The sequence below is a fragment of the Sinomonas atrocyanea genome (assembly GCF_030811715.1).
Lineage (GTDB): Bacteria > Actinomycetota > Actinomycetes > Actinomycetales > Micrococcaceae > Sinomonas > Sinomonas atrocyanea_A.
Window position 1 is genome coordinate 233,417 of record NZ_JAUSRH010000003.1, and the last position, 16,607, is coordinate 250,023.

Genomic DNA, 16,607 nt, shown 5'->3' on the forward strand with positions numbered 1-16,607 from the left:
CCGGCGCTTGAGAGACAGCGCTTTTCGAGCCAGCGCTTCCGAGACAGTAGGGACCTTGATGCCTCAGCCTCCGGTGGGCGGCAGCCTGAGCGTCCCCCGCGCCGCCGGCACCATCGCCGGGCTTCCGGGCGAGGGCCGCATTGCCGTGTGGCAGGGGGCGGCCTCGGCGCTCGCCATGGCCGTAGGCGGCCTGGGCGTGGGCTGGATGGCCAACGGGTCCTCGCTGATCCGGGTGCCGTTCTTCATCGTCCTGCGGGACAACCCCGTCCTCGTGGTGCTGTGCACGGTACTGGTCGCCTCGGGCGGCCTCCTGCTCGTGCGGGCCTGGCTCCGGCTCGGGCAGCGGGTGGGGGACTGGGCGGACGTGCAACCCCGCGTGGTGGTCCGGATCGCCGCCCTGTGGTGCGCCCCGTTCATGGTCACCTTCCCGCTGCTGAGCCGGGACGTGTACGCCTACATCGGCCAGGGCAGGCTGATGGCGGCCGGCCTGGATCCGTATGTGAACGGCATCTCCGCGCTGAACAACTACCACAACCTCGGCCCGGACTCGCTGTGGACCGAGGCCCCGACACCCTATGGCCCGCTGTTCCTGTGGATCGAGCAGGGCATCGTGTGGCTCAGCGGCGGGAACCTCGAGGTGGCGATTGCGCTGTTCCGCCTCGTGGCGGTCGGGGGCGTGGCGCTGTGCGCCGTCGCCGTGGTCGGCCTCGCCGAGCACTTCGGCCTCGGGGCGTCCAAGACGCTCTGGCTCACGGTGGTCAACCCGCTGTTCGTCATCAACTTCGTCGCCAGCATCCACAATGACGCGCTCATGCTCGGCCTGCTGCTCCTCGCGCTCCTCGCGGCCGTCCGGCGGAGGCCCGTGGTCGCCGTCGTCATCGTGACGGTGTCCATCCTCATCAAGCCGATCACCATCCTCGCGCTGCCCTTCATCGGCCTCATCTGGGCCGGGCGGGACGCCGGCTGGGCCAGGCGCATCGCGTGCTGGGCCGCGACCGCGGCGATCTCCCTGGCTCTGCTTGCGGCCGCCGGGGCCGCCTCCGGCCTCTGGTTCGGGTGGGTGCCCGCCATGGCCACGCCCGGGACGCTGTGGATCTGGTACGCGCCGTTCGGTCTCCTCTCCGTCATCGCCGGCGACATCACCCAGCTCGCCGGCGGGGACCCGGACCTCGTGGCCGGGCTCATCAAGCGGGTCGGGACCATCGTGGGAGCGGTCATCGCCCTGTGGTTCATTGTGCGGGGCCGGGGCGCGGACGTGTTCCTCCGCATGGCCCTCGCCTTCACTGCTGTCGTCATGACCGCCTCGATGATCCAGCCCTGGTACATCACGTGGCTCATGGCGCTGTTTGCCCTCGTCGGTGTCCGGAAGGGCTGGCCGCTGCTGACCTACTACCTCGTGACCGTGTTCTTCACGGTCATCGCGATCACCGACCAGCTCGACGTCTTCGAGTGGATCCCCCTCGCCGTGGTGCGCGCCGTGGCGATCGTGCTGAGCGTTGCCTTCGTGGCCTACATGGTCCTGTGGGACTGGAAGACCCGGGTCCTCTTCGCGCCGCTGATCCCCTCCCGCAGCAGGACCCCGTGACCGCTGCCAGGCAACGTCCCGCATGGTACGCCGACACCGCGCCGCACCACGGCGCGCTGCCTCCGCGGGCGCTCCTGGACACCGACGCCGTCAGCCTCCCGCTCGACGGCGAGTGGGCCTTCCGCTGTTCCCCCACCGCCGCGGGCACCGCAGGCTTCGAGGACGGACGCTTCGACGACCGCGGCTGGGCCCGGGTGCGGGTCCCGCACTGCTGGCAGCTCGAGGGCCTCCCCGGGCCGCCCCGGTACTCGGCACCCGCCTACACGAACGTCACCTACCCGTTCCCCGTGGACCCGCCCGACGTGCCGGATGAGAACCCGACAGGCGAGTACCGCCGCAGCTTCGACCTGCCCGCCGCCCCTGCGGGGGGCCGCTGGACCATCCGCTTTGAGGGCGTGGACTCGGCCTTCGAGGTCTACGTCAACGGACACCGGGTCGGCGACGCCATGGGCTCGCGCCTCGTGCACGAGTTCGACGTCACCGGCAGTGTGCGCCCCACCGGGAACCTCGTCGCGGTGCGGGTCCACCAGTGGTCCGCCGGCTCCTACCTCGAGGACCAGGACATGTGGTGGCTCTCGGGCATCTTCCGCCCGGTTGCCCTCCTGCACCGGCCCGCGGACGGGATCGACGACCTCTTCGTGCACGCCGGCTTCGACGCCGCGACCCGCGAGGGCCGCCTCCTCGTCGAGGGCCCGGAAGGCGCCGTCGTCCGGATCCCCGCCCTGGGCGTGGACGCCCCGGCCAACGAGCCGCTCGCGCTCCCCGGCGTCGAGCCGTGGAGCGCCGAGGTGCCGCGCCTGTACCGCGGCACCGTGTCGACCGCGGGGGAGACGGTCCGGATCTCCGTGGGCTTCCGCACGGTGGCCATCGAGGACGCCACGCTCACCGTCAACGGCGCCCCCCTCGCGCTCCGGGGCGTCAACCGGCACGAGTGGCATCCGCGCACGGGCCGCACCCTCGACCCGGACACGATGCGCGCGGACGTCGAGCTCATGAAGAGGCACAACGTCAACGCGGTGCGCACGAGCCACTACCCGCCCGACGCGCGCTTCCTCGCCCTGTGCGACGAATACGGCCTGTGGGTCCTCGATGAGTGCGACCTTGAGACGCACGGCTTCGAGAAGGTCGGCTGGCACCGCAATCCGAGCGGGGAACCCGTCTGGGGCGAGGCGTACCTGGACCGGATGGCCCGCACCGTCGAGCGGGACAAGAACCACGCGTGCGTCATCGGCTGGTCGCTCGGCAACGAATCCGGGCGGGGCGCGAACCTCGAGTCGATGGCCGGCTGGGCCCGGCAGCGGGACCCGGACCGGTTCATCCACTACGAGGGCGACTGGGACAGCACCTACGTCGATGTGTACTCCCGCATGTACGCCGACCACGCCGAGACTGAGCTCATCGGGCGCGGCGAGGAACCGCCGGCCGCGGATCGCGCGGCGGATGCCCACCGGCGGGCCCTGCCGTTCGTGCTGTGCGAGTACGCCCATGCGATGGGGACGGGGCCCGGCGGGCTCGCGGAGTACGCCGCGCTGTTCGACGCGTATCCCCGGCTCGCCGGCGGCTTCGTCTGGGAGTGGATCGACCACGGCATCGTCCAGCGGGCGGCCACCGGCCCCAACGCAGGCGCGGAGTTCTTCGCCTATGGCGGCGACTTCGGCGAAGACGTCCACGACGGCAACTTCGTCGCCGACGGCCTCCTCTTCCCAGACCGGCGCCCCTCGTCCGGCCTCGCGGAGCTTGCCGTGGCGTACGCTCCCGTGGAGCTCGCACCGCGCCCGGGCTGGGTGCGCGTCCGCTCGCGCCTGGCCCACCAGGACACCTCCCACCTCGCCTACCGGTGGCGCGTCGAGGACGACGGCGAGACCGTCGCGTCCGGGGCCCTCGACGGCCCCGCGCTCGAGCCGGGAGGCTGCGCCGACGTCCCGCTGCCGGATGCCGCAGCGCCGCCGGGGCCGGCCACGGGCCGCGAGCGGTGGCTGACGGTGTCCGCGCACCTGGCGGAGCCCACCCCGTGGGCGCCGGCCGGGCACGAGGTCGCCTTCGGACAGGCCAGGCTGGACCGGCCGGAGGAGGAGCCCCGCCATCCGAGCAGGCCCGCCGGGGACGCGCCGTCGCTTCCCTTGGCCGGTGGAGGCTGGCGCTTGGGCCTGGGCCGCTTCGACGCCGCGGGGAGACTGGCCGAGCTGGCCGGCCTCCCGATGGCCGGGCCCCGGCTGGACCTGTGGCGCGCGCCCACTGACAACGACGAGCGCGCCCCCGGGACGGCTCCCGCCGCCGCCTGGCGGGAGCTGGGCCTCGACAGGCTCCGGCATCGGACCGTCTCGGTCGCCGAGGAGGAGGGGGCCCTGAGCGTCGTCTCCCACGTCATGCCGGCGGGCAGCGACGTGGGGTACGAGGTGGAGTACCGCTGGCACGCGCACGACGGCGGGCTGCACCTCGACGTCGTCGGCTCGCCTCTGGGCGCCTGGCAGGTTCCGGTTCCGCGCCTCGGCGTGCGCCTGGCAGTTCCCGCCGCGCTGGACCATGTCGAATGGCTGGGACTGGGGCCGGGGGAGTCCTACCCGGACGCGCTCGCCTCGGTGCGCCACGGACGCTTCGGGGCGGATGTGGCAGAGCTCCAGGAGCCCTGCGTGCGGCCCCAGGAGAACGGTGCCCGCCGGGGCGTGCGCCGGGCCGCGCTGTCCGGCGGCGGGGCCTCGCTGACGGTCACCGGCGCACCCTTCATCTTCACCGCCCGGCCGTGGACCAGCGAGGCCCTCGACGCCGCGGCCCATCCGACCGACCTCGTGCCGGACCCGGACTGGCTGTGGGTCAACCTGGACGCTGAGCATCACGGCCTCGGCAGCGGCGCCTGCGGACCCGTGGAACTGCCGCAGTACCGTCTCGACGCCCGCCGGTTCCGGCTCTCGCTCGACTTCCGTGCCGACGGCTCAGCCCTGGGCAGCGCCGCAGGCTAGGCCGGAGACAGCACGGCACCCCCGGTGCTCGGACCGGGGGTGCCGTCGATCTCGCGCAGGATCCTGCGGCGAGGGCCCGGGGACATCACGAGCGCCCCAGGAGGGAATCGAACCCCCGACCAAGAGATTAGAAGGCTCCTGCTCTATCCTCTGAGCTACTGGGGCGGGCCTGTGAAAGTCTATCCCGGGCCGCCCGGCGCTGTCGCACGTCGTCCACTTCTCCTCCACAGCCCAGGCGGCCCGCGCGCCGTCCACATAGGGGCCACGGGCGCTTCTGCCCGGGCCGCCCCGCCGACAGGCTGGTGGCGAGCCCTCCAGTCCGGAGGGCCTCGGACTGGAGGTCTTGAGATGAACGACACGATCACCCTGCGCGGCTGGGTCGGCACCGAGCCCACGGTGGGACTCACGCGGCACAACACGCCCTACTGCCGGTTCCGGATGTCGGTGAACGACAGGCGGTTCGACCGCGAACGCCAGTCGTGGGTCGACAACCATACGAGCTGGTACAACATCCAGTGCTATGGGCCGATGGCGGAGAACGTCGCGGACAGCGTCCGCAAGGGCCACCGGCTGATCGTCATGGGACGGCTGCAGATCAGGAACTTCGAAAGGGCCGACGGGACGCCCGGCACGGAGGCGGACATCATCGCCGCGTCCGTGGGACACGACCTCGCCCTCGGCATGGGCCGGTGGAACCGGCGCAGGGACGAACCGGCGCCGCTTGCGCCCACAGCCGAGGCGGTGGACGGCGTCGGCGTCGTCGACCCGGTCACGGGGGAGGTCGGGCCCGAGGGGCAGCCCGAGGATCCCTTCCTCGGCGCGCCACCGGACTTCGGCGAGGATGGCGGGTTCCCCGGCGGGCACGAGGAGGCGGCGGCCTGCACGGGAGGGGATCCGGACGGCGAGCGCGGGGGCGAGGGGAGCGCGGACGCTGGCTCCGGGGAGCGCCTCATGTCCGCGTGAGCAGTCGGGTGCGGGCAGGGGAGCCCGGACGGCTGGCCGGAAGGGCTCCCCGTGGTCGGTGCCCGGATGTGTGATCGCCCGCGCGAAGCACTAGATTTAAGGCCATGGCGGAATTCATCTACACCATGACCAAGGCCCGCAAAGCCGTGGGGGACAAGGTCATCCTCGACGACGTGAGCATGTCGTTCTTCCCCGGAGCCAAGATCGGCGTCGTGGGGCCGAACGGTGCGGGCAAGTCGACCATCCTCAAGATCATGGCGGGCCTCGACACCCCGTCCAACGGCGAGGCCCGGCTCTCCCCGGGCTACAGCGTCGGCATCCTCCTCCAGGAGCCCCCGCTGAACGAGGACAAGACGGTCCTCGGGAACGTGCAGGAGGGCGTCGGCGAGATCTACGGCAAGATCCAGCGCTTCAACCAGATCTCCGAGGAGATGGCGAACCCCGACGCGGACTACGATGCGCTGCTCGAGGAGATGGGCAAGCTCCAGGAGGCCATCGACGCCGCGGACGCCTGGGACCTCGATTCCCAGCTTGAGCAGGCCATGGACGCGCTGCGGTGCCCGCCGCCGGATGCCGACGTGAAGGTCCTCTCGGGCGGGGAGCGCAGGCGCGTTGCCCTGTGCAAGCTCCTGCTGCAGAAGCCGGACCTCCTGCTGCTGGACGAGCCGACCAACCACCTCGATGCCGAGAGCGTCCTCTGGCTCGAGCAGCACCTCTCGGACTACCCCGGCGCAGTCCTCGCGGTGACCCACGACCGCTACTTCCTCGACCACGTCGCCCAGTGGATCTGCGAGGTCGACCGCGGCCGGCTCTACCCCTACGAGGGCAACTACTCGACCTACCTCGAGAAGAAGCGCGCCCGCCTCGAGGTCCAGGGCAAGAAGGACGCGAAGCTCGCCAAGCGCCTCTCCGAGGAACTCGAGTGGGTCCGGTCGAACGCGAAGGGGCGGCAGACGAAGTCCAAGGCCCGCCTCGCCCGCTACGAGGAGATGGCCGCGGAGGCCGAGCGCACCCGCAAGCTCGACTTCGAGGAGATCCAGATTCCGCCAGGCCCCCGCCTCGGCCAGCTGGTCATCGAGGCGAAGGGCCTCAAGAAGGGCTTCGGCGACCGCGTCCTCATCGACGGCCTGTCCTTCTCCCTTCCACGCAACGGCATCGTCGGCGTGATCGGGCCCAACGGCGTCGGCAAGACCACGCTCTTCAAGACGCTCGTCGGCCTCGAGCCCCTCGACGGCGGCGAGCTGAAGATCGGCGACTCGGTCAAGATCTCCTACGTCGACCAGGGCCGCGGCGGCATCGACCCCAACAAGACCCTGTGGGAGGTCGTCTCGGACGGCCTCGACCACATCCAGGTCGGCCAGGTCGAGATGCCCTCGCGCGCCTACGTCTCGGCGTTCGGGTTCAAGGGCCCCGACCAGCAGAAGAAGGCGGGCGTGCTCTCCGGCGGTGAGCGCAACCGCCTCAACCTCGCTCTGACGCTCAAGCAGGGCGGAAACCTCCTCCTGCTCGACGAGCCCACGAACGACCTCGACGTCGAGACGCTCTCGAGCCTCGAGAACGCCCTGCTCGAGTTCCCCGGCTGCGCCGTCGTGGTCTCCCACGACCGGTGGTTCCTCGACCGCGTTGCGACGCACATCCTCGCGTACGAGGGCACGGACGAGGACGAGTCGAACTGGTACTGGTTCGAGGGCAACTTCGAGTCCTACGAGCAGAACAAGGTGGAGCGCCTCGGCCCCGACGCGGCCAAGCCGCACCGGGTCACCCACCGCAAGCTCACCCGCGACTGACGGCAGGGGACACACGGACGAGGGGAGGGCGGCCACGGAGGCCGGCCTCCCCTCGTCTGCGTTCCTAGGCGGGGCCCTCCAGATAGGGCAGGCGGACCATGCCCTCCTGCGCGACGCTGGCGACATGGACCCCGTGGCGGTTGAACACCTTGCCCGCGCCCAGCCCGCGGGCGCCCTGGGCGCTGGGCGACTCCTGGACGTACAGCAGCCACTCGTCCACCCGCACCGGCCGGTGCCACCACATGGCATGGTCGAGGCTCGCCACGCTCATCCCCGGGGTGATCCAGGAAAGGCCGTGGCGCCGTAGGACGGGCTCCAGCAGGGTGTAGTCGCTCGCGAACGCGAGCGCGGCGCGGTGGAGCATGTCGTCGTCGGGCATCGGCTCGATGGTCTTCATCCAGACGGCATTCCGGGCGACCTGCGGGCCAGACGTGGAGATGTAGATCGCCGGGTCGACGTGGCGGACGTCGAACGGGCGGTCGAACGCCCAGTACTGGGCCACCGGATGGTCGATCTCCCCCAGGAGGTCGGCGGTGCTGGGCAGGGACTCCGGGTCGGGGATCCCCTCCGGCATGGCCGACTGGTGCTCGACGCCCTCCGACTCCTCCTGGAACGAGGCGATCATCGACAGGATCGGGTTCCCGTCCTGGTAGGCGTGCACCTGCCGCGCGGAGAAGGAGCGGCCGTCCCGCAGCCGCTCGACGCCGAAGGTGATGGACTTGTCCGCGTCGCCCGGGCGCAGGAAGTAGGCGTGCATGGAATGGACGGGGCGGTCGCCCGTGACCGTGCGGGAGGCGGCGACGAGGCTCTGCGCGAGGACCTGTCCGCCGAAGACCCGGTGGCGCGGCTGCCGCTCGCTCGGGCCGACGAACACGTCCTTGTCGGTGCGGGCACCTCCCAGATCGTCGAGGTCGAGGAGGGTCAGCAGGGTTCCGGTGGGCCCGGAACGGCGCGCGGGTGACGTCATGGCACGACATTAGACGCACGGGCCAGCCCGCTGCCAGCCGGCCGGGACGAGGCGCCTCCTCGGCGGGTGCGAAGATGGGTCCATGCCCTCCGCCTACCGGTTTCCCCTCCAGCTGCGCTTCGGCGACGTCGACTCCTACGGCCACGTGAACAACGTGCGGTTCCTCCAGTTCCTCGAGGACGCGCGCGTCCACTGGCTCCGCGAGCCGCTCAGGAGCGCGCACCGCGAGGACCACGGGGCCCGGACCCTCGCGGACCTGGTGACTCCGGAGAACTTCACCCTGGTGGGGCGCCACGAGATCGAATACCTCGCACCGCTCATGTACCGTCGCGAGCCGGTGGCAGTGGACCTCTGGGTGACGCGCGTCGGCGGGTCGAGCTTCGACCTGGGCTACACCGTGATCGACCCCGAGGACGGGGCCGTGTGCGCCAACTGCTCGACGTCGATGGTGCTCGTGAGCCGTGCGACGGGCCGCCCCGTGCGTTTGCCCGAGGCGATGCGCGAAGAATTCGCCCACTTCGCCGGCCCGGACGTGCCGTTCCGCCGCCGTCCGCCGCTTCCGGCCGAGACGGGGCGGCCGTGAGGACCTCGGATCTGGACACGGTGCTGGACTTGGGCGATCCGCGCGCGGTCGCGGATCTGCGGGTCTTCCTCTCCCGGGCGCGGGCCATCGAGGACGGTGCGGTGCGGCTCCAGGCAGTGGGCAGTGTGATGGCAGCCTACGTGCTGGTCATGGGGCCCCGGGCGCTCGGCGAGCCGGTGCCGACGGTCATCGGGCTCCGGACGGCTGGCCTGGCACGGCCCGCCCAGGCTGATGTGACCGTCTCGATGGCCTCGGTGTTCGACCGACTCGCGCGCCTTGGCGGATCGGGGACCGAGCTCGAGCTCCCACCCGCCCAGATGCGGGCGCCGTGGGCGGCCGTGAGCCCGCCGCGTGGACCGTGGGCCCCGGAGGGTGCGGTCGACGCCGAAGCCGTGCGGGCCGCAGCGACCGCGGGCATCTCGGAGGTCGCCGCGATCGTGCCGGACCAGCCGGGCGCCGCTGTGGTGCAGGGCGTGCGTGCCGCGGTGTGGGGCCGCGACCTCGGGCCGTGCCCGGTCCTCCCTGCCGGAGCCGCCTTCGCCGCCCACATGCTCGGCTTCATCACCCCAGGGGAGGACCTGCAGCGGTTCTCCTGCGGTCCGTGGTCGCGCCTGTCCTCGAGCCGGGGCCACGTGCTGTGCCGGCGCCCGGCGGTCCTGCCGGGCACCTAGCCTCCGGTCACCCGCCGCCCCCCGTGCGGCCGGAGGGGGCCGCTCAGTCGTCGAACGTGTTCACCAGCGAGTGCGCGGCGCGCTCGAGGTAGTCCCACAGCGTGGCCTCGTACACGGGCGCAAGCTGGAGCGCGTCCACGCCCGCCCGCATGTGGTGGAGCCAGCGGTCGCGCGCCTCGGGGTTGACCTTGAACGGCACGTGGCGCATGCGCAGACGCGGGTGCCCGCGCTCGGCGCTGTAGGTGCCCGGCCCGCCCCAGTACTGCTCGAGGAACATGGTCAGGCGGCGCCGGGCCGGGCCGAGGTCCTCCTCCGGATACATGGGGCGCAGCAGCGGATCGTCGGCCACGCCCTCGTAGAAGGTGTCGACGAGCTTGACGAACGTCTCGTGGCCGCCCACCAAGTCGTAGAACGAGGCGCCCGCGCCGGAGCCGCGCAGCAGGTCCTGCTGGTCTCCGCGCGGGGCGCCGGGTGTCGTCATCTCACTCATGGGACCGCTGCCCTCCGTTGCCGTACTGTTCGCCCGCTGCCTGGCCGAGCGCGCCCTTGCCTGCGCGCGAGGGATCCGCCTCGCCCACGGTGCTCGCCTCCGCCGCGCGGTCCGTGGGGACCGGGGCGGCGGTATCAGCCGTGGGCGGGAGGTAGGTGCCCTGGGAACGGTTGCCCAGGCGCAGGATCTCCCCGTTGCGCAGGTACCAGATGGTGCCGTCCTCGGCCCGCACCCGCGTGATGCGCAGGCCCACCGATTCGACCGTTCCTGCCACCTCTCCCGCACCCGTCTCGATGAAGTCCCCGATCCCGTACTGGTCCTCGAGGGTGATGAAGATGCCGGCGAGGAAGTCGCGGATGAGCTGCTGGGCGCCGAAGCCGATCGCGACGCCGAGGATGCCGACGCTCGTCAGGACCGGCGCGAGGTCGACGCCGAGCGCGCGGAGGACATACATGCCGACGACCGTCGTGATGACCACGGCGACCACCGAATTCAGGAGGGAGCCGATCGTCTGCGCGCGCTGTGCCCTCCGCTCCGAATCGAGCGCCCGCAGCGCCGGTGCCGCCCACCGGAAGATGCGCCGCTGTGTCAGGGTCCTGCCGGCGAGGATGCGCTTGACGATCTGGCGGATCAGGAACGTCGCGACGAGCCAGACGACGAGCCCGATGCCGACCGCGATCGCGATCTGGAGGAGCGTCTGGTTGAACGTGGTCACCGCGCTGTCGAGCTGGGCCGCGGTGATGGGCACGGGGCTCGGGCTGTCGGTGGTCGGGGAGGGGGTGGGCGCCGGGGAAGGGGTCGACGCCGTGCGGGGCGTGAGGGCGAGCGGGATCGCGGACAGGCCGGGGTGCACTGTCGGGGGCCTCCTTGTCTGGGGGATGGTGGCCCTTCCACCTTAACGACCCGCGGGCGTCAGGGTGCTGTCGGCTCGTGCCGGACGGGGAAGTTCACAGAGCGCGCAATGAAGCACGTCTCGTGAGCATCGTCGTGCAGCCTGTCGGCCAGCGCGCGCTGGGACTCGTCCGCCAGCTCGACGCGCGGCCGCAGCGTCACCTCGGCGAACTCCCCGGACGCGCCGTGGACCTTCAGGGTCCCGGTCGCGGCGTCGGAGTAGCCGGTCACGACGACGCCGGCCCGCGCAGCCTCGAACAGGTAGCTGAGCATGTGGCACTGGGCCAGCGCGGCCAGCAGCAGCTGTTCCGGGTTGTACCGGTCGGCCGTGCCGCGGAACGCCGGGTCGGCGGTGCCGGGAAGGACGGGCAGGCCCGGCAGCGCGACGTCGTGCTCCCGGCCGAAGTCGCGCACGCCGGACGTGCCGGTGCCCCGGTTGCCCGTCCATGTCACTGAGACGCTGTAGTGGTGCTCTCCGATGGCCATGGGAGGCAGGCTACCGGTCGGCGGCCTGGGCGCGCAGCGCCCGCGCCACCCCATCGCGGTTCTCGAGCGTCATGCGGCGCAGGGCGCCCTGGTCCGCTCCGAGCGAGGCGAGGAACTCATCGGTGCGCTCGAGCATCGCCTGGGTCGTCTGGCGGGCGGGATAGAGCCCGACCACCACCTGCTGGGCCAGGGCGTGGGTGCGCTCGGCGACGATGCGCGGCACCGCCTCGAAGTACTTCTCGGCGAACGGGGCGAGCAGCGCCGCGTCGTGGACGCGGGCGAAGCCGTTGATGGCGGCCTGCTGCATGGCGTTGGAGAGCGTGCCCTTGACGACGATCGCCTCCCACGCCTCGGCCTTCGCCTCCGCGGTCGGGAGCGCGGCCGTGGCGAGCGCCGCGGCGCACTGGCCCGTCGAGGTCGTGTCCCGGGCGAGCTCGTCGTCGATCCGGGCCCGGTCGATCCGGCCGCCGCAGGCGAGCGAGGCCACGAGTTCCCAGCGGAGGTCCTGGTCCACCTCGAGGCCGGGGACCACCTCGGATCCTTCGAGGATGCCCGCCACCGCGTCCAGATGGGCCTCGGACGAGGCGAGGGCCGAGAACGCCTTCACGAACTGCAGCTGGGAGTCCGAGCCCGGCGCGGCCTCGTGCACGAGCGACCACAGGCGCTCCGCCGCGCTGCGCTTTGCTTCCGGCTGCGCGGCGGGGGCCACGTAGTAGTCGAGCGTGGTGGCGAGCTGGCGGAGGAGCGTCTGCACGACGGACGCGTCCGACTCGGCGCCGATGTTGCCCAGGACGAGGTCCACGTACGAGCGGGCCGGGGCCTCGCCGTCGCGCGCAGCGTCCCAGGCCGAGCCCCAGACGAGGGCGCGGGGAAGGCTCTCGGCGATGTCCTTCAGGCACGAGGTCGCGGTCGCCAGCGAGACCGGGTCGAGGCGCACCTTCGCGTACGCGAGGTCGTCATCGTTCAGCAGGACGAGGGCCGGGCGGGAGTGCCCCGCGAGGTCGGGCACCTCGGTGAGCTCCCCGTCGACGTCGAGCTCCGCGCGGTGCGTGCGCACGAGCGTCCCGGCTCCGTCGCGGTCGTAGAAGCCGATCGCGAGGCGGTGGGGGCGGATCTGGGGGTAGTCGGGGACAGCACTCTGGCGGACGGCGAAGCGGAGGATGCGGCCGTCGTCGTCCGTCTCGATCTCGGGGGAGAGGGTGTTGACGCCGGCCGTCTCGAGCCAGGCCCGGCCCCACGCGGTCAGGTCGCGGCCGCTCGCGGCCTCGAGCTCGGCCATGAGGTCCGCGAGGACGGTGTTGCCCCAGGCGTGCTTGGCGAAGTACCGGCGGACGCCCTCCATGAAGTGGTCCTGCCCCACCCACGCCACGAGCTGCTTGAGCACGGAGGCGCCCTTGGCGTAGGTGATGCCGTCGAAGTTGACCTCGACGTCCGCCAGGTCGTTGATGTCCGCGAAGATCGGGTGGGTCGTGGGGAGCTGGTCCTGGCGGTAGGCCCAAGACTTCTCGACGGAGGCGAAGGTGGTCCACGCGTGGCGGAAGTCGGTGCCCTCGGCGGCCGCGAGGTGGGACATGAACTCGGCGAAGGACTCGTTGAGCCAGAGGTCGTCCCACCAGCGCATCGTCACGAGGTCGCCGAACCACATGTGCGCGAGCTCGTGCAGCACCGTGATCGCGCGCCGTTCGACGGTGGCCTGCGTCGGCTTCGAGCGGAACACGTAGCTCTCGAGGATCGTCACGGCACCGGCGTTCTCCATGGCGCCCGCGTTGAACTCTGGGACGAAGAGCTGGTCGTACTTCTCGAACGGGTACTCGCACCCGAACTCGCGCTCGTAGAACGCGCAGCCCTCCTTGGTCAGGGCGAAGATGTTCTCGGCGTCGAGGTACTGCATGAGCGACTTCCGCGCGAAGATCCCCAGCGGGATGGTCCGCCCCTCGGCGTTGACGAGCTCGTCGGCCACCTTCTGGTACGGGCCGGCAATGAGCGCCGTGATGTAGCTCGAGATCCGCGGGGTCGGGGCGAAGTCCCACATCGAGCGGGCCTCCTGCCCGGGCACGCGAACGGGTTCTGGAGTGGGCGAATTGGACACGACCTCCCAGTGCGACGGCGCCGTGACCGTGAAGCGGAAGGACGCCTTGAGGTCGGGCTGCTCGAAGACCGCGAACATGCGGCGCGAGTCCGGGACCTCGAACTGCGTGTAGAGGTAGGCCTCGCCGTCCACCGGATCGACGAAGCGGTGGAGGCCCTCGCCGGTGTTCATGTAGGGGGCGTCGGCGTCGACCACGAGGACGTTCTCGGCTGCGAGCGACGGCAGCTGGATGCGGACGCCGTCGCTCACCTCCGCCACGTCGAGGGCGACCCCGTTGAGCGTCACCGAGCGCACGGTGTCGGTGATGGCGTCGATGAACGACGACGCGCCCTCGGCAGCGCTGAAGCGCACCGTGGTCCGGGAGCCGAAGACCTTCTCTCCGCGGGTGAGGTCGAGCTCGACGTGGTAGTCCTCGACGTGCCGGATGCACTCAGCCCTCTCGACGGCTTCCGAGCGGGTGAGGTTCGTCCCTGGCATGTGCCCTCCAAGCATGTGCGCAACGATGGCCCGCGTGGTGCGGGTCACTTTTGAAATTATTGTTTCATGGTGCGCCGCCGCATGCCAGCACCTTCCCCCACGGTCCGGCCGTCGGAGCCTCCGGCCGTCGGAGCGTGTGCAGTAGCGTTGGACCATGGCGGGAACTGGGGAGCCGAGGTGGGACCGGAAGGCGCTCCGCTTCGCCATCGGCTACCCCGTGCTGCTCGCACTGGGCTTCGCGCTCGCCTCGCTCTCCTTCCGCGGCAGGGTCCCCGACCCCGTCGCCTGGCAGTGGGATGCGGGCGGAGGCCGCGCGTTCATCCCCTTCGCCGCCTACCTCACCGGCGGCGCGGTGCTGGTGGCTGCCGTGGGAGCGCTGCTGTGCGTGCAGGCAGCACTCCTGACGCGTCCGCCGATCTCCCGCCGGATCTTCATGGCCGGCGGCGTCGGGATGTCGATGTTCCTCACGACGGTGCTCGCCGCCGGTCTCATCGGGCAGGACGGCATACCGGCCCGGGCCTCCCATCCCGATCCGATCGTGCTCGCCATGGGCTCGGGGGCCACCGTCGCGTTCGCGGTCGTCATGCTGCTGTCCTTCAAGCCCGAGGAGCAGTGGAGCCCGAGGGACGAGGCTGCGCTGCTCGACGAACTCGAGCCCGAGCGCGCCGCCTCGACCTTCACCTACTGGGCCCACGCGCGCTCCTCCGTGTTCGTCATGCTCAGCATCATCGGCGTCTCGGTCTCCCTCCTGCTGCTCGTCCTCTCCTGGTGGATCTCGCTCGCGCTCACCGCGGCGGCAGTCCTGACGGCCGCCTCCCTCGTGGCGCGGGTGCGGGTCAGCCCGGAGTCCGTGGAGGTCTTCCTCGCGGGGGTCGTCCCGGTGCTCCGGTTCGCGCCGGAGCGCGTGCTGCGGGCCGGGTTCGAGACGGTGCGTGCCCGGGACTTCGGGGGATGGGGGTACCGCCGCCGTGGGCAGTCGCGCTCCCTCCTTGTGGCCAGCGGGGAGGCCGTCACGGTGGTCCTCGACGACGGACGCCGGGCCACGTTCTCGGGCCGGGACGGCGATACCGCCCGCCGCGTCGTGGACGTGCTGCGGGCCGCCTCGGGCGCGTAGGCTTGACCTCGCCCCGCAAGGCCCCGGAAGGCGCCGGAGACGGCCATCGCGCCAGCGACCGGGGCCACCGAATCCGAGGAGAGGAATCCCGTGCCGAAGCCGCGCGTCCACATTGCCACCGACCATGCCGGCATGGAGCTTTCCGCCCATCTGGTCTCGCACCTGCGCGGCCGGGGCTTCGAGGTCGTGGACCATGGGCCCGCGGAGTACGATCCCCTCGACGACTACCCCGCCTTCTGCATCAAGGCCGCGCTCGCCGTCGTCGCCGACCAGGAGGCCGGCACGCCGGCGCTGGGAATCGTCCTGGGCGGCTCGGGCAACGGCGAGCAGATCGCGGCCAACAAGGTCAGGGGGATCCGCGCGGCCCTGGCGTGGAACCTCGACACCGCCCGCCTCGCCCGCGAACACAACGACGCCAACGTCGTCGCGGTCGGCGGCCGCCAGCACAGCGTGGACGAGGCGACCACCCTCATCGAGGCGTTCCTCGCCGAGCCGTTCAGCCGGGACGAGCGCCACGTCCGGCGCATCGGCAAGATCGCCGCCTACGAGGCCTCCGGCGAGATCGTCGAGTAGTCCGCAGGCGCCGCGACCGTGCCCGAGGGACACTCCATCCACCGCCTCGCGCGCCAGTTCGGCGACGTCTTCGTCGGCGAACGCCTTGCCGTCTCGAGCCCGCAGGGACGCTTCGCGCCCGGGGCGGCGCTCCTCGACGGGCGCGTCCTGGAGGGAGCAGCGGCCCACGGCAAGCAGCTGTTCCTCCGGTTCGGGGGAGGCCTGGTGCTGCGCGTGCACCTGGGGCTGTACGGGGCGTGGGAGTTCGGCGGCGACGCGACCTTCCGGGGCGCCTCGAGCATCGGGGCGCCGCGGCGGGTGGGGGAGCGCGAGGTGAAGGACGACGCCGCGCGGCAGCTCGGTGCCGAACCTCCCCCTCCGCGCGGGGCCGTCAGGGCGCGCCTCGTGTCGGCCCACGGCTGGGCCGACCTGCGCGGCGCGAGCGCGTGCGTGGTCGAGACGGAGGACGAGGCCAGGGCGGTCCGCGCCCGGCTCGGCCCCGACCCCCTGGCCCGTCACGCGGCGGAGGAGGAGCAGACGTCGGACGACGCAGCGGAGTTCGCCCGGCGGATCACGCGGCGCCGCACTCCTGTCGCGCGGCTGCTCATGGACCAGGAGGTCGTCGCCGGAATCGGGAACGTCTACCGCGCCGAGCTGCTCTTCCGCGCGCGGCTCGATCCATTCACTCCCGGCACGGCACTCGGGGCAGAGCGCGCGCTCGCCCTCTGGGCGGACGCCGCCGCGGCGATGGCCGAGGGAGTGCGCCACGGGAGGATCGTCACCACCGACCCGCGGCTCTGGCCGGCAGGGTCGGGGAAGCTCCCAGGGCCTGAAGACGCCCATTATGTGTACCGGCGTCAGGGGCGCCCGTGCCGTGTGTGCGGCACTGCCGTGCTGATGGCCGAGGAGGCCGGCCGCAAGCTGTACTGGTGCCCCGTCTGCCAGGCGCCGGACGGCACACGCGGCGCAATTTGACACCCCCGGCCCCTGTTCGC

General features: G+C 71.9%; 14 protein-coding genes and 1 tRNA gene. 9 read left to right on the forward strand and 6 right to left on the reverse strand.

All coding sequences use genetic code 11. The features are described 5' to 3' along the window. The first annotated feature begins 58 nt into the window (after positions 1-58). The gene (mptB, locus tag J2W21_RS06575; RefSeq protein ID WP_307113695.1) at positions 59-1,585 is read left to right on the forward strand and encodes a polyprenol phosphomannose-dependent alpha 1,6 mannosyltransferase MptB; all 1,527 of its coding nucleotides are present in this window, start codon (positions 59-61) and stop codon (positions 1,583-1,585) included. Continuing rightward, the gene (locus J2W21_RS06580) at positions 1,582-4,542 is read left to right on the forward strand and encodes a glycoside hydrolase family 2 TIM barrel-domain containing protein (protein ID WP_307113696.1); all 2,961 of its coding nucleotides are present in this window, start codon (positions 1,582-1,584) and stop codon (positions 4,540-4,542) included. The genes mptB and J2W21_RS06580 overlap by 4 nt, the downstream gene beginning before the upstream one ends. Positions 4,543-4,634: 92 nt before the next feature. Here J2W21_RS06580 and J2W21_RS06585 read toward each other — a convergent pair. Then, positions 4,635-4,707: transfer RNA gene (locus tag J2W21_RS06585), tRNA-Arg, on the reverse strand. A 183-nt stretch (positions 4,708-4,890) separates the two neighbouring features. On the opposite strand from J2W21_RS06585, the gene J2W21_RS06590 reads away from it, so the two are divergent. Both J2W21_RS06590 and ettA read left to right on the forward strand, forming a co-directional pair. Continuing rightward, positions 4,891-5,505, forward strand: a complete 615-nt coding sequence (locus J2W21_RS06590) for a single-stranded DNA-binding protein (protein ID WP_307113697.1) — start codon at positions 4,891-4,893, stop codon at positions 5,503-5,505. Positions 5,506-5,609: 104 nt separating this feature from the next. Next, a complete protein-coding gene (gene ettA, locus J2W21_RS06595; RefSeq protein ID WP_307113698.1) occupies positions 5,610-7,292 on the forward strand; it encodes an energy-dependent translational throttle protein EttA in 1,683 nt (560 codons plus the stop codon). 64 nt (positions 7,293-7,356) lie between these two features. Here the strand turns inward: ettA and J2W21_RS06600 are convergent, their stop codons facing one another. Further along, a complete protein-coding gene (locus J2W21_RS06600; protein WP_307113699.1) occupies positions 7,357-8,259 on the reverse strand; it encodes an acyl-CoA thioesterase in 903 nt (300 codons plus the stop codon). Between the two features lie 82 nt (positions 8,260-8,341). Between J2W21_RS06600 and J2W21_RS06605 the strand changes: the two genes are divergently transcribed. Together J2W21_RS06605 and J2W21_RS06610 are read left to right on the forward strand one after the other, a co-directional pair. After that, positions 8,342-8,842 (forward strand): acyl-CoA thioesterase, encoded by a 501-nt coding sequence (locus J2W21_RS06605; protein WP_307113700.1) that lies wholly within the window; start codon positions 8,342-8,344, stop codon positions 8,840-8,842. Beyond that, a complete protein-coding gene (locus J2W21_RS06610) occupies positions 8,839-9,513 on the forward strand; it encodes a hypothetical protein (protein ID WP_307113701.1) in 675 nt (224 codons plus the stop codon). Before J2W21_RS06605 ends, J2W21_RS06610 begins: the two co-directional genes overlap by 4 nt. Before the next feature lie 43 nt (positions 9,514-9,556). Here the strand turns inward: J2W21_RS06610 and J2W21_RS06615 are convergent, their stop codons facing one another. The 4 genes from J2W21_RS06615 to pepN form a co-directional block, all read right to left on the reverse strand. Continuing rightward, positions 9,557-9,994, reverse strand: a complete 438-nt coding sequence (locus J2W21_RS06615; RefSeq protein ID WP_307113702.1) for a globin — start codon at positions 9,992-9,994, stop codon at positions 9,557-9,559. Position 9,995: 1 nt separating this feature from the next. Beyond that, positions 9,996-10,718, reverse strand: a complete 723-nt coding sequence (locus tag J2W21_RS06620) for a mechanosensitive ion channel family protein (RefSeq protein WP_307113973.1) — start codon at positions 10,716-10,718, stop codon at positions 9,996-9,998. A 197-nt stretch (positions 10,719-10,915) separates the two neighbouring features. Then, positions 10,916-11,380, reverse strand: a complete 465-nt coding sequence (locus J2W21_RS06625; protein WP_307113703.1) for an OsmC family protein — start codon at positions 11,378-11,380, stop codon at positions 10,916-10,918. Between the two features lie 10 nt (positions 11,381-11,390). Next, a complete protein-coding gene (gene pepN / locus J2W21_RS06630) occupies positions 11,391-13,946 on the reverse strand; it encodes an aminopeptidase N (RefSeq protein ID WP_307113704.1) in 2,556 nt (851 codons plus the stop codon). Positions 13,947-14,100: 154 nt separating this feature from the next. Here pepN and J2W21_RS06635 point away from each other — a divergent pair, with 154 nt between their 5' ends. The 3 genes from J2W21_RS06635 to J2W21_RS06645 all read left to right on the forward strand — a co-directional run bounded on the left by J2W21_RS06635 (position 14,101) and on the right by J2W21_RS06645 (position 16,587). Then, a complete protein-coding gene (locus J2W21_RS06635; protein ID WP_307113705.1) occupies positions 14,101-15,060 on the forward strand; it encodes a hypothetical protein in 960 nt (319 codons plus the stop codon). Positions 15,061-15,150: 90 nt separating this feature from the next. Next, positions 15,151-15,633: a ribose-5-phosphate isomerase gene (locus tag J2W21_RS06640; protein ID WP_307113706.1), complete on the forward strand. Its 483-nt coding sequence runs from the start codon at positions 15,151-15,153 to the stop codon at positions 15,631-15,633. Positions 15,634-15,651: 18 nt separating this feature from the next. After that, a complete protein-coding gene (locus tag J2W21_RS06645) occupies positions 15,652-16,587 on the forward strand; it encodes an Fpg/Nei family DNA glycosylase (RefSeq protein ID WP_307113707.1) in 936 nt (311 codons plus the stop codon). Positions 16,588-16,607 lie beyond the last annotated feature (20 nt).

Coding starts and splice junctions, on each gene's coding strand:
- pepN (WP_307113704.1), bottom strand. CDS start 13,946: ATGCCAGGGACGAACCTCACCCGCTCGGAAGCCGTCGAGAGGGCTGAG.
- J2W21_RS06615 (WP_307113702.1), bottom strand. CDS start 9,994: ATGACGACACCCGGCGCCCCGCGCGGAGACCAGCAGGACCTGCTGCGC.
- J2W21_RS06605 (WP_307113700.1), top strand. CDS start 8,342: ATGCCCTCCGCCTACCGGTTTCCCCTCCAGCTGCGCTTCGGCGACGTC.
- mptB (WP_307113695.1), top strand. CDS start 59: ATGCCTCAGCCTCCGGTGGGCGGCAGCCTGAGCGTCCCCCGCGCCGCC.
- ettA (WP_307113698.1), top strand. CDS start 5,610: ATGGCGGAATTCATCTACACCATGACCAAGGCCCGCAAAGCCGTGGGG.
- J2W21_RS06600 (WP_307113699.1), bottom strand. CDS start 8,259: ATGACGTCACCCGCGCGCCGTTCCGGGCCCACCGGAACCCTGCTGACC.
- J2W21_RS06635 (WP_307113705.1), top strand. CDS start 14,101: ATGGCGGGAACTGGGGAGCCGAGGTGGGACCGGAAGGCGCTCCGCTTC.
- J2W21_RS06590 (WP_307113697.1), top strand. CDS start 4,891: ATGAACGACACGATCACCCTGCGCGGCTGGGTCGGCACCGAGCCCACG.
- J2W21_RS06625 (WP_307113703.1), bottom strand. CDS start 11,380: ATGGCCATCGGAGAGCACCACTACAGCGTCTCAGTGACATGGACGGGC.